This is a genomic window from Pseudomonas fluorescens, assembly GCF_001307155.1.
GTDB lineage: Bacteria > Pseudomonadota > Gammaproteobacteria > Pseudomonadales > Pseudomonadaceae > Aquipseudomonas > Aquipseudomonas helvetica.
On the sequence record NZ_CP012830.1, the window covers coordinates 2,242,523 to 2,255,317 of the forward strand.

Here is a 12,795-nt window from a genome sequence, read left to right on the forward strand (position 1 = left end):
GGCTGCTGCTTGAAGAAGCGTCTGTTCGTTACGGGTCTGAGTGGATTCGTAGGACGTCACATCCAATCCCGTCTGAACTCTTCTGACTCGGGTTGGGAATTGTCGCCCGTCCCATCCCGTTATGACCTGTGTGAACCCAAAAGCCTCGACGGCCTGTGGCCGCACATGCCGGATGCGGTGATTCATCTGGCAGGACAAACTTTCGTCCCCGAAGCCTTTCGCGACCCGGCTAAGACTTTTCAGGTCAACCTGCTAGGCACCCTGAACCTGCTGCAAGCCCTCAAGGCGCGGGGCTTCAACGGTACTTTCCTGTATGTCAGCTCCGGCGATGTCTACGGCGAGGTCAGCGAAAGCGCCTTGCCGATCGACGAACGCCAGCCACCCTGCCCGCGCAACCCGTATGCCGTGAGCAAGCTCTCGGCGGAAATGCTGTGTCTGCAATGGGGCATGACCGAAGGCTGGCCCGTGCTAGTCGCGCGCCCCTTCAACCACATCGGCACCGGGCAGCTGGACAGCTTCGTCATCGCCAGTGCCGCCCGGCAGATCTGCCGGATCAAGCTCGGCTTGCAAGCGCCTGAACTTGAAGTGGGCGACATCGACGTGACGCGCGACTTTCTCGATGTCCGCGATGTCGTATCGGCCTATCTGGCATTGCTGGCGTGCGGTACGCCCGGGCAGGTCTACAACATCTGCTCCGGGGTCGAGCAGAGCATCCGCGCCCTGATCGAGCAACTGGCGGATCTGGCCCAGGTCGACATGCAACTGATTCAAGACCCTGCGCGCCTTCGCCGCGCAGAACAGCGTCGCGTCCGTGGCAGCCATGCCAAGCTGCACCAGACCACAGGATGGGCGCCTGAACTTACAACACAACAATCCCTGCGGGCGATCCTGTCCGACTGGGAGTCACGGGTACGACAAGAATGACAAAAAGTGCATTGATCACAGGTGTCACCGGACAAGACGGCGCCTACCTCGCCAAACTGCTGCTCGACAAGGGCTATAAAGTTCACGGCCTGGTGGCACGGCGCAGCAGCGACTCGCGCTGGCGTCTGCGCGAAATGGGCGTCGAGGGTGACATCGTCTATCTGGACGGCGACATGGCAGACGCCTGTTCGGTGCAGCGTGCGGTGATCAAGTCGGCTCCCGATGAAGTCTATAACCTGGCCGCGCAAAGCTTTGTCGCCGCGTCCTGGGACCAACCCGTGACCACCGGAATCGTCGACGGGTTGGGTGTGACCCACCTCCTTGAAGCGATTCGCCAGTTCAGCCCGCACACCCGTTTCTACCAGGCTTCGACCAGCGAGATGTTTGGTCTGATCCAGGCCGAGCAGCAGGACGAAAACACGCCGTTTTATCCGCGCAGCCCGTACGGCGTGGCCAAACTCTACGGCCACTGGATCACCGTGAACTACCGCGAAAGCTTCAACCTGCATGCCAGTAGCGGCATCTTGTTCAACCACGAATCACCGTTGCGCGGAATTGAATTCGTGACCCGCAAAGTCACCGACGCCACCGCCCGCATCAAACAGGGCAAGCAGCAGGAGTTGCGCCTGGGCAACATCGACGCCAAGCGCGATTGGGGCTTTGCCGGTGACTACGTCGAAGCCATGTGGCTGATGCTGCAACAGGACAAGGCCGATGACTTCGTAGTCGCCACAGGTGTGAACACCACGGTGCGCGAGATGTGCCAGATCGCCTTTGAGCATGTCGGCCTCGATTACCGTGACTTCGTGAAGATCGACCCGGCGTTTTTCCGTCCGGCCGAAGTCGACGTGCTGCTGGGTAATCCGGCCAAGGCGCAACGGCTGTTGGGCTGGAAACCAAAAACAGATTTGCAGACCCTGATCCGCATGATGATGGATGCGGACATGAAACGCGTCGCCAAGGAGTAGGCCATGCTGATTCCCGTGATTCTTTCAGGGGGGGCCGGAACCCGGCTGTGGCCGGTTTCGCGTGAAGGACATCCCAAGCCGTTCATGACCCTGCCCGATGGCCAGACGCTGTTGGGCAAGACCTATCAGCGCGCGGCCGGGCTGCTCGGCACACACGGAGATATCGTCACGGTGACCAACCGTGACTACTACTTTCAAAGCAAGGATCACTATCAGGACGCCCATCTGGGTCATCACCGCGGCCACTTCGTGCTGGAACCGGTAGGCCGTAATACCGCGCCGGCCATCGCCGCCGCCGCCCTGTCGTTGCAAGCGTTGCACGGCAACGAAGCGATTCTGGTGGTGATGCCGGCTGACCACCTGATCCAGAACGAGGATGCTTTCAAGACTGCTGTCAGGCATGCCGTGAAACTGGCCGAGGCCGGGCATCTGGTGACCTTTGGCGTGATCCCGACGGCGCCGGAGACCGGTTTCGGTTACATCGAACGGGGTGAGCCACTGGACGAGCAAGGTGCGACCAAGGTCGCACGCTTCGTCGAAAAACCCGACCTGCAAACCGCCATGCACTACCTGGAAAGCGGCAACTTCCTGTGGAACTCGGGCATGTTCTGTTTCTCGGTCGGCACTTTGCTAGCGCAGTTGCAGCTCCACGCCCCGCAACTGCTCGAACAGGCCGATGCGTGCCTGGCGGCCAGCACCACAGTCGAGACCGGCGGCTGTCTGCAACAGGAATTGTCGGCGACACATTTCGCCGAAATGACTGATATTTCTATCGACTATGCCTTGATGGAGCGCTCTAACAAGGTGGTGGTGATACCCGCCGGTTTCGACTGCAGCGGCATCGGTTCATGGGGCGCCGTCAGTGCCCTGGTTGCGGCCGACGCGCAGAACAACCGCGCCAGCGGCGATGCGTTGTTCATCGACAGTCACAACAACTTCGTCCAAAGCGATGGCCGAATGGTCGCGACGGTAGGCGTGGATAACCTGATCGTCATCGACACTGCCGACGCCGTGCTCGTAGCCCATACCGACCGCGCACAAGACGTGCGCAAGGTGGTCAAGCAGCTCAAAGAGAAAGAGCACGAAAGCTATAGCCTGCACCGCACCGTCAGTCGACCATGGGGCACCTACACCGTGCTGGAGGAAGGTCCACGCTTCAAGATCAAACGCATCGTGGTCAAATCCGGCGCCAAGCTGTCGCTGCAAATGCACCATCACCGCAACGAACACTGGGTGGAGGCCGAAGGTATGGCCAAGGTCACCAACAACGGTTCGGGGTCGCGTCTGGTGGCTAAAAACGAGTCCACCTTCATTGCCGCCGGGCACAAGCATCGTCTGGAAAACCCGGGGGTGATCGATCTGGTGATCATTGAAGTGCAAAGCGGTGAGTATCTGGGAGAGGACGATATCGTCCGCTTCGAAGATCAGTACGGCAGGGCGGTCTGAATGTTGCTCAACTTGTATCACTCGCTGTGGAGCTACCGGGGTTTCATCCTCGGTAGCGTCAAGCGAGAGTTCCAGTCGCGCTATCGCAACTCGTTGTTCGGTGCCCTGTGGACCGTGCTCAACCCGCTTTCAATGATCGTCGTCTACACCGTGATCTTTTCCCACATCATGCGCGCCCGCTTGCCGGGAGTGGATGACGGCATGGCCTACAGTGTCTACCTCTGCGCCGGATTACTGACTTGGGGACTATTTTCGGAAATCACCTTGCGCAGCCAGAACATGTTTCTGGAAAACGCCAATCTGCTGAAGAAAATCAGCTTCCCGAGAATCTGTTTACCGGTAATCGTGCTGCTCAATGCCGGCATCAACTTCGCGATCATCATCGGGCTGTTTCTGGGTTTTCTACTGATCACCGGGCGACTGCCGGGCATGGCCTTGCTGGCGCTGGTGCCACTATTGGCCTTACAGGTGATCTTCTGCGCCGGACTGGGGATGATTCTTGGCGTGCTGAACGTATTCTTTCGCGATGTCGGGCAGTTATTCAGCATTTGCCTGCAATTCTGGTTCTGGCTGACGCCGATCGTGTACCCGATGACGATCCTGCCCGAGTGGGTCCAGCGCCTGCTGCAACTCAACCCCCTGACCAACCTGATCAGCAGTTACCAGAACCTGTTCCTCTACGGCCAATGGCCGATATGGAGTTCCCTGCTGCCGATCCTGGTGATCGGTGTGTTGTTCTGCGTGATCGGCCTGCGACTGTTTCGCCAACGGGTCGGCGAAATGGTGGATGAACTCTGATGGGGCACATACGCGTTACCGGCCTGGGCAAGGCTTACAAACAGTACCCCAGCCGCTGGAGTCGACTGGCCGAATGGCTGATCCCGTTTTCGCCGATCCGCCATCGCCAGCACTGGGTGCTGCAAGGTGTGGAATTCGAGATTGCCCCCGGCGAAGCGGTGGGCATCGTCGGGGTTAATGGTGCCGGCAAAAGCACCTTGCTGAAGATGATCACCGGGACCACCCAGCCAACCTGTGGACAGATTCAGCTCGAAGGCCGGGTGGCCGCGCTGCTGGAACTGGGCATGGGCTTTCACGCGGATTTCACCGGTCGGCAGAACGCGGTCATGGCCGGGCAACTGCTGGGCATGCCGATCGAAGAGATCGAAGCCCTGATGCCCGAAATCGAACGTTTCGCGGAGATCGGCGAAGCCATCGATCACCCCGTACGCACCTATTCAAGCGGTATGCAGATGCGCCTGGCCTTCAGCGTGGCTACCGCCCGGCGCCCGGACATCCTGATCGTCGATGAAGCCCTGTCGGTGGGCGACGCCTACTTCCAGCACAAGAGCTTCGACCGCATCCGCAGCTTTCGCAAAGCCGGTACCACGCTGCTGATCGTGTCCCACGACCGTTCGGCTATCCAGTCGATCTGTGATTCGGCGATCCTCCTGGAAAACGGTCGCGTGGCCATGCATGGCACACCCGAAGCCGTCATGGATTACTACAACGCCTTGCTCGCCGAACGGGAAGGCCAGACCGTGCGTCAGGAAATGCTCGCCGGCGGGCAAGTACAAACCGTTTCCGGCACCGGCGAAGCCGCAATCCTCAGCGTGCGCTTGCTGGATGAGCACGAACGCGCCATTGACGCCGCCGAAGTCGGTCAGCCGGTGGTACTGGAGGTGCAGGTCGAAGTCCGCCAGGACATCGAACGGCTGGTGCTGGGCTTCATGATCAAGGATCGTCTGGGCCAGGCCATGTATGGGATCAACACCCATCGCCAGGATCAGGCGCTGACCGACCTGCAGGCCTCTGAACGGGTCACCTACCGCTTTGCCTTCGTCATGGGCCTTGGCAAGGGCAACTATTCCGTGGCCCTGAGCCTGTCTCGGCTGGACTCGCACCTGGACCGCAATTTCGAATGGCGCGACTACGGCCTGGTGTTCCACGTCATCAATAACCGGCATGAAGACTTCGTCGGCTGCTCGTGGCTGGGCGCGAAAACCACCATCACCCGCACAACCGCACAGAGTGTTTCGGAGATCGCGCCATGACTCGCCTGCTGGTGGAATGCACCCATGTGTTCCAACACCCCAAGGTCAATTCGGGCATTCAGCGGGTGGTGCGCAACGTCATCAATCAACTGTCGGAAAACGTCGACGGCGCAGAATGCATTCCCGTCGTGATGCTCAAGGGCAAGCTCTACCGAGTGCTGAAACTGGGCCCTTTGAACACTCCGTTTTTCGAGGGGTTGATGGCATTCGGCGGACGCCTGGAGCGCCTGGCGCATCGCTACTGCCAACTGCACCAACGTCTCGACAAACAGTGCACTTCGCGATGGACCCGGCGAGCGTTGTATGTGGCTTACCGCCTCACGACACTGTCAGTATTCAGCGTTCCGTTGCGCCTGATTGATCAGGTCAACCAGTATCAACTGCCCAAGCGTTGCTCGCCGCTGCAGCATCAACCGGGGGATCAACTGGTGCTGCTGGACTCGTCCTGGCATACCGATTTTTTCCCGTTTGCCGAACAACTCAAACGCGAAGGTGTGGGCATCGTTTCGGTGGTCTATGACCTGATTCCCCTGACTCACCCGCAATTCTACGACACACGGCTGGTGCAGATTTTCAACGAGTGGTTCGACTGGATCAGCCAAACCGCCGACGGTTACATGGCGATTTCCTCCACGGTGCGCGATCAGGTGCGTGAAGAATTGCATCGCCGGGTCGGACCGGCGAAAGCCGAGACATTGTGGTTCGACTATTTCCACCTCGGCTCCGAACTGGACCTGAGCGAAGCCACCGCCGCCGTGGAGCCGCGCCTGGCCCGGTTGTTCACAACGCCGGAACCGGTATTCCTGATGGTCAGCACCATCGAGCCGCGAAAGAACCACGACTATCTGCTCGACGCCTTCGAGCTTGCCTGGACAGCAGGCTCCAAAGCACGACTGTGCATTGCCGGCAGAGTCGGCTGGAAGTGCGATGCCCTGCTCGACCGTGTGCGTAAGCACCCGGAGCTGAACCAACGGCTGTTCATGTTCAACGACCTGAGCGACACCAGTCTCGAACATGCCTACTCTCACGCCAGTGCACTGGTATTTCCGTCCTACGTCGAAGGCTTCGGCCTGCCACTGGTTGAAGCGATGCAGCGCGGTTTGCCGGCGATGGGCAGCGACATTCCGGTGTTCCGCGAAATTGGCGGTGAGTTCATGGCCTATTTCGATCTCGCGGCCCCGCAAAGCCTGGTCGACCTGATCACCCACATGGAAAACACCGGGACCTTCCCGGCCGCGCGCAAGGTGAGCGAATGGCGCTGGTTCGGCTGGCACGAGGCCAGTGCACAATTGATCGAGCGAGTCCTGCGCAACCTGAAGAGGACTCCGGTAGCCGTTGAGAGGCAACATGCAGATTGCCCTTAACGCACGAATCCTGCAGGCACCCCGAACCGGTATCGGCCACTACCTGGCCGAACTGGTCAATGCACTGACCCATGAGCCTGACCTGGAACTGTCATTTTTCCACGGCTGGGGCTGGAGTTCGTCGCTACCGGCAGCAGCAATGCCCGCTTACTCACGACTGACTCCGTTGCTGCGGCAGATCCCCGGTGCCTATCAGGCACGTCGCTGGCTGGAACAACGGCGCTTCGACCAAGGACACTCGAAGGCCATTGACCTCTACCACGAACCAAGTCTGTGGCCCCTGGCGTTCAAGGGCCCGACCATCATCACCCTGCACGACCTGACCCACCTGCACTATCCGTCGACCCAACCGGCAGCGCGGTTACGGGAGATTGAACGTCGACTGGGCCAAGGTGTGCGCCAGGCACGCCTGATCCTGACCGACTCACAGTTTGTCGCCGACGAGGCCCAGCGCTATTTCGGTCTCGGCCCCGAGCGTTTCGTGGTTGCCCCTCTGGGGGCTGCAGCGCGTTTTCATCCACGTTCGAATCAGTTCTTGCAGCAGGCGCTGCACCCTCACGGCGTGCAGCCACAGGGGTACTTTCTGTGTGTCGGTACTCTGGAGCCGCGCAAGAACCTGTCGCTGGCATTGCGTGCTCACGCGCAGTTGCCTGAAGCACTGCGTCAGCACTTTCCTTTACTGGTGGTGGGAATGGCCGGGTGGAAAGGCGAACAGCTCGTAAATGAATTACACACGGCGCTGGCAAGCGGTCATGTCCGCCTGCTGGGGTACCTGCCGGATGAACAGGTCGCAGAACTGCTCGCCGGTGCCCGAGCGCTTGTTTTTCCGTCAATTTATGAAGGTTTCGGCCTTCCGGTTCTGGAGGCCATGGCCAGCGGTACTCCGGTGATATTGACCCGACGTTCGGCCATGCCGGAGGTCGCGGGTGCTGCGGGTAACTATATCGAGCCTGACGATTTGCACGGATTGAGCGAGGCAATGAGGTGTCTGGCCGACGATCAAGCGCATTGGCAGGCATGCCGAGAAGCAGGGTTGCGACAAGCGAAGCTTTTTTCCTGGGAGCGTTGCGCGGCGATTACAGCTAGCGCCTACCACCAGGCTCTGGGAGGTTGAATGCGCGTACTCCACTTTTTCAAAACGTATCTGCCCGACTCAGTCGGCGGTATCGAACAAGTGATCTTTCAATTGTGTGAGAGTGGCGCCCAGCACGGCATCGAAAGCCAGGTTCTGACGCTTAGCGCTAACCCGAGCCCGGCAGTCATCCAACTGGGGCAGCATGAGGTTCATCGGGCCAAACTCGATGTGCAGTTCGCTTCCACCGGGTTCTCCTACAGTGTATTCAAGCAGTTTCGGGAAATGGCTGCTGAGGCCGATGTGGTCAATTACCACTTTCCATGGCCATTCATGGACCTGGTGCATTTTTTCAGCGGCATGAACAAGCCCTGCGTAGTGACCTATCACTCCGACATTATTCGTCAAAAACACCTGCTCAAACTCTACCAGCCGCTGATGAACCGTTTTCTCGCCAGCGCCGACCGGATTGTCGCGGCATCACCGAACTACCTTCACTCCAGCGACATTCTTCAGAGCTTTCCAGACAAAACCCGGGTCATTCCCTATGGCCTGAACAAGTCCGGCTATCCAAAACCTGACACCGAACGTATGGCTCGTTGGCGCGAGCGCCTGGGTGAACGGTTTTTCCTGTTTGTGGGCGTCATGCGCTATTACAAAGGCCTGCACATCCTGCTCGATGCGCTCAAAGGTGTCGACTACCCGGTTGTGATTGTTGGTGCCGGGCCACTGGAGAAAGAGCTGCACGCCCAGGCGGCAAGGCTGGGTCTGCGCAACCTGCATTTCCTTGGGCGCCTGGACGACGAAGACAAAGTCGCGCTGTTGCAACTGAGCTACGCGATTGTGTTTCCGTCACACCTACGCTCCGAAGCATTTGGCATCTCCCTGCTCGAAGGGGCGATGTACGGTAAACCGATGATCTCCAGCGAAATCGGCACCGGTACCAGTTACATCAATATTCACAGCGAGACCGGGCTGGTGGTGCCTCCGAGTGATCCACAGGCGTTTCGCGAAGCCATGCGCACGCTATGGGAAAACCCTCTCCAGGCAGCGGAAATGGGTGTGAAGGCTGAAGCGCGTTACCAGCAGTTGTTTACCGCTGACGAAATGGGTCGCAAATGGACCGAGTTGTATCAGGAGTTGCTGGCAGAGAAATCGCTGTCTTACGCGTAGCTCCCATACTGATTACAGATCAAGCACCAGCGGTTGCTGGCCCTGAGCCGGAACTGCACAGCAAATCAGCACTTCCCCCGCACCGGGTAACTCCGCCGGGGGCTGTGGATAACTCACCTGACCGCTGATCAAACGGGTCTTGCAGGTGCCGCAGGAACCGCCGCGACAGCTGAACTCTGGCCGCAAACCCTGGCTTTCTGCCAACTCCAGCAAACTGCCGCCGTCCGGCTGCCAGCGCGCATCAATGGCCGAGCGCTGAAACACCACCGCGACCGAGGTGGTGGCCACTGGAGACTGATCGATGACTACCACCTCTGGATCCGGCTGCCGACGTAGCGTCGAAGGACCAAAGGTTTCGGCGTGAATCCGCTGATCGCGAATATCCAGCCCACGTAAATCGTCGTATAGCCCTTGAGTGAAACTGCTCGGACCACACAAGACAAAATCCAGCTGATCGTAGTCTTCCACCAACAGGATGGTTTTAAGCAGTGCGAGGTCGATGCGCCCGGTCAGGTCAAAATCCTCGCCTTCCAGGGCTTCGCGCTCCGGCTGGCTGAGCAGACGTAATACCCGCACTGCGTCATCCGCACCCTCCAGCAAGCGCTCAAGCTCAGCGCGAAATGGCTGATCAGCCAGGCTACGCGAACTCTGGATCAACCAGGTCGGGCGGGTACGCCGTGTGCGCTGGCCCTGGTAAACCACTTCACGGAGCATCGACAACAACGGCGTAATACCGACGCCGGCCGCCAACAGCACCAGCGGCCGGCGTTCATTGGCGGCCAGCGTGAAATGCCCTTGCGGTGCGCGGGCTTCAATCAGGTCACCGACTCGAATGTGTTCGTGCAAATGTGACGACACCAACCCTTCACGTTTCACGCTGATACGGAAGAATTCATCGGAGGGCGCACTCGACAGACTGTAAGTGCGGATATGCACCTGGCCATCAAGCGTGAAACGCACCGGCAAGTGCTGCCCGGCCTGGAACAGCGGTAACCCGGCACCGTCAGCCGGCTCCAGATAGATTGAGCGAATGCTCTGGCTTTCCCGCTCGATCCGGGACACCCGCAATGGCCACCAGTGATCGCCCAATGCCGCTGCCTGCAACCTGGCGGCAGCCTGTTCCCAGGTGCCGGTCAGCAGACTGGTGGGCGAAACCCCATCGAAGCGCCAGCGCAACGCCAACGCTGCAGGTCGCCGAACCACCTGCTGCACATGCAGCTTCCACAACCGTTCGGCGCCTTGAAAGGCTTCTACTTGTGGGCCATCGAGGATGATTTCGGTACGACCGCTGACCTGCAGCAGATCGCCCGTAGTGAAATCGATAAACAGCAACCCCGCCCGCGGATTGAGCAGCAGGTTGCCCAAGGTATTGAAGTGCAGATTGCCGGCAAAATCAGGGATGGTCAGGCAGTCACCCTCGACCTGAACAAAACCCGTCTGGCCACCACGGTGGGAAACATCCACAGAGCGTGAGTTATCCACATCCACGTAACTGGCGACAAAAAGGGTGTCGGCATCCCGAATCATCGCCGCGGCCGCGTCATCCAGCGAATTCAGGCGCTGTGCGATACGGGTCGACGGATCGGCCAACGGCACCGATTCGAACTGCCGCAATTGAATGTACTGCGGGCAATTACCGAAGGACTGCTCGACCGAGACGCTCAGGCCTTGCACGTCAATCGTGCCGACCCGGCCGTTGATCCGGTTGCGCCGTCTTGTGTGCAACTCGATCCCCAGCAAACCAATCGCCGCCCCGGCGTGTAATTGCGCCGGGTCGTTCAGCGTTGGCAGGCTGTCGAGTTGCAACTGTGCAGGTTCAGGGGAATGGGCGAACCCCGGCGGGCCTTCAAGGATACTCGCCCAAGGGTTACCGTCGGCGTCCACGGCACCGAACACCATGAACGGCAACTGACGATAGAACTGCCGATGCTGATCCGGCATTAGCTTGCGGATCACCTTGCGCCCGTGCGCTTCCATACGCTCGGCAACCCCTGCATGAGCCTGCAACTGTTTCTCGCCGGCATGCCAAGGTGAAAGCTCCATCACGGTTCTCCCCTGCGCACCCGGCGCAGTGTGAACGGCCCGACATTGTTGGGCCGTGGCGCTTCAGGCAGTTTGCAATCCGGCCACGGTGCGTGGCATGCCGACAAAACCGGGCAAGGCCTCGATCCGCGCCAGCCAGGCCCGCACGTTGGCATAGTCAGCCAACGACACGTTGCCTTCCGGCGCATGGGCGATGTAGCTGTAGGCAGCAACATCGGCGATGGTTGGCTCATCACCCGCAAGATAGGTGGATTTGCTCAGTTCCTGATCAATCACTTTGAGCAGGTTGTGCGAACGGGTAATCACTTCATCGGCATTGTTAGGCGCACCGAATACCGTGATCAGCCGGGCAATGGCCGGACCAAAGGCAATCGGCCCGGCCGCTATCGACAGCCAGCGCTGAACCCTGGCCGCACCGACCGGGTCGGCCGGCAGCCAGCGGCCCTTGCCGTATTTCTGCGCCAGATACACCAGAATCGCGTTGGAATCGGCCAGCACCACACCTTGGTCGTCGATCACCGGGACCTGACCAAAGGCATTGAGTGCAAGAAAGTCCGGCTGTTTGTGCGCGCCTTTCGCCAGATCGACGAAGATCAGTTCGGTTGGCAGCTCAAGCAGTGAGAGCATCAGCTCCACACGGTGGGCGTGGCCGGAACGTGGGAAGTTGTAGAGTTTGATGGCGTGCATGGTCGACTCCGCGGCTGGATCGCGCGGTTCAGGAGGGAACCGCGCTAAGTGGCGTTATCTTCCACCTGCCATCAAATCAACAGAATAACCAGAAAACACAATCGATCATTTCATCCAGCGCAATAACACCTCAGGCGCGCAATGCCGGATGTTCACGCAATGCCTTCACCGCATAGTCCACGAAACTGCGTACCCGCACCGGCGCCTTGCGCCCGCCCTGATACACCACATGGATGGGCAACGGCGGCAGTTCGAAGTCTTGCAGGACGATTTCCAGCTCACCGCTGGCGACCTTGCTGGCCACCTGATAGGAAAGAACCCGGGTCAATCCAAGCCCCAGAGCCGCGGCTGTGATTGCCGCCTGATTCGCCGTGACCACCAGACGCGGTTCAGGGCGAATGCTCAACACCTCTCCGGCCTCGCTAAAGGGCCAGTTTCGCTGTTGCCCAATGGACGAGGTGGCAACAATCCGCGCTCGGCCCAGATCATTGGGATGCATTGGCCGACCATGACGCTTCAGATAATCGGGAGACCCGCAGATAACCCGCCGCACCTCGCCGACCAGAATGGCGTGCTGATTGCTGTCAGGCAGTTCACCGATGCGCACGGCGACGTCGATGCCCTCCTCGACCATGCTCACCACCCGGTCGACCAGCAATGCGTTGATACTGATATCGGGAAACTGCTCAAGATAGCCAACCATCACCGGCGTCACGAACAACTCACCGAACAGCACTGGCGCAGTGATCGTCAGTTGCCCACGCGGCTGCGCATGACTGCCGGCAGCTGACGCTTCGGCTTCCTGAATGTCCGCCAGAATGCGTCGACAGTCGTCCAGATAACGCTGACCGGCCTCGCTCAAATGCAGACTGCGCGTGGTGCGGGTGAGCAATTGAGTGCCGATACGCACCTCCAGCGCCGCCACCGCCCGCGTCACGCTGGCAGCAGACAACCCCAGACGCCGCGCCGCCGCAGAGAAACCCTGCTCTTGCGCCACGGCGACGAATACCTGCATTTCCTGGAGTCTGTCCATGAGCTACCTGTTGCATCGTCGTGTCCGGCCTTGA

The 12,795-nt window shown here is 59.6% G+C and carries 11 protein-coding genes; 8 read left to right on the top strand and 3 right to left on the bottom strand.

Annotated features, from left to right (window positions below):
• The first annotated feature begins 9 nt into the window (after positions 1–9).
• From AO353_RS10240 to AO353_RS10275, 8 genes are read left to right on the top strand one after another with little or no spacing between them, the layout of a single operon-like run.
• Positions 10–924 carry a GDP-mannose 4,6-dehydratase gene (locus AO353_RS10240; RefSeq protein ID WP_054594823.1) on the top strand — a complete coding sequence of 305 codons (915 nt, stop codon included), beginning with the start codon at positions 10–12 and terminating at the stop codon, positions 922–924.
• Positions 921–1,892 (top strand): GDP-mannose 4,6-dehydratase, encoded by a 972-nt coding sequence (gene gmd / locus AO353_RS10245; RefSeq protein ID WP_054594824.1) that lies wholly within the window; start codon positions 921–923, stop codon positions 1,890–1,892. The genes AO353_RS10240 and gmd overlap by 4 nt, the downstream gene beginning before the upstream one ends.
• A 3-nt stretch (positions 1,893–1,895) precedes the next feature.
• A complete protein-coding gene (locus AO353_RS10250) occupies positions 1,896–3,338 on the top strand; it encodes a mannose-1-phosphate guanylyltransferase/mannose-6-phosphate isomerase (protein ID WP_054594825.1) in 1,443 nt (480 codons plus the stop codon).
• On the top strand, positions 3,339–4,136 hold the full coding sequence (locus tag AO353_RS10255; RefSeq protein ID WP_054594826.1) for an ABC transporter permease: 798 nt from the start codon (positions 3,339–3,341) through the stop codon (positions 4,134–4,136).
• A complete protein-coding gene (locus AO353_RS10260) occupies positions 4,136–5,389 on the top strand; it encodes an ABC transporter ATP-binding protein (protein ID WP_054594827.1) in 1,254 nt (417 codons plus the stop codon). Before AO353_RS10255 ends, AO353_RS10260 begins: the two co-directional genes overlap by 1 nt.
• The gene (locus AO353_RS10265; RefSeq protein ID WP_054594828.1) at positions 5,386–6,753 is read left to right on the top strand and encodes a glycosyltransferase family 4 protein; all 1,368 of its coding nucleotides are present in this window, start codon (positions 5,386–5,388) and stop codon (positions 6,751–6,753) included. Before AO353_RS10260 ends, AO353_RS10265 begins: the two co-directional genes overlap by 4 nt.
• On the top strand, positions 6,737–7,867 hold the full coding sequence (locus AO353_RS10270; RefSeq protein WP_054594829.1) for a glycosyltransferase family 4 protein: 1,131 nt from the start codon (positions 6,737–6,739) through the stop codon (positions 7,865–7,867). Before AO353_RS10265 ends, AO353_RS10270 begins: the two co-directional genes overlap by 17 nt.
• The gene (locus tag AO353_RS10275) at positions 7,868–8,998 is read left to right on the top strand and encodes a glycosyltransferase family 4 protein (protein ID WP_054594830.1); all 1,131 of its coding nucleotides are present in this window, start codon (positions 7,868–7,870) and stop codon (positions 8,996–8,998) included. It begins immediately after the preceding gene.
• A gap of 12 nt (positions 8,999–9,010) precedes the next feature.
• On the opposite strand, the gene AO353_RS10280 is transcribed toward AO353_RS10275, so the two are convergent.
• The 3 genes from AO353_RS10280 to AO353_RS10290 all read right to left on the bottom strand — a co-directional run bounded on the left by AO353_RS10280 (position 9,011) and on the right by AO353_RS10290 (position 12,761).
• Positions 9,011–11,041: a pyridoxamine 5'-phosphate oxidase family protein gene (locus tag AO353_RS10280; RefSeq protein ID WP_054594831.1), complete on the bottom strand. Its 2,031-nt coding sequence runs from the start codon at positions 11,039–11,041 to the stop codon at positions 9,011–9,013.
• 63 nt (positions 11,042–11,104) lie between these two features.
• On the bottom strand, positions 11,105–11,728 hold the full coding sequence (locus tag AO353_RS10285; RefSeq protein ID WP_054594832.1) for a glutathione S-transferase family protein: 624 nt from the start codon (positions 11,726–11,728) through the stop codon (positions 11,105–11,107).
• Between the two features lie 130 nt (positions 11,729–11,858).
• Entirely contained in the window at positions 11,859–12,761 is a 903-nt protein-coding gene (locus AO353_RS10290; RefSeq protein ID WP_054594833.1) for a LysR family transcriptional regulator, read from the bottom strand.
• Positions 12,762–12,795 lie beyond the last annotated feature (34 nt).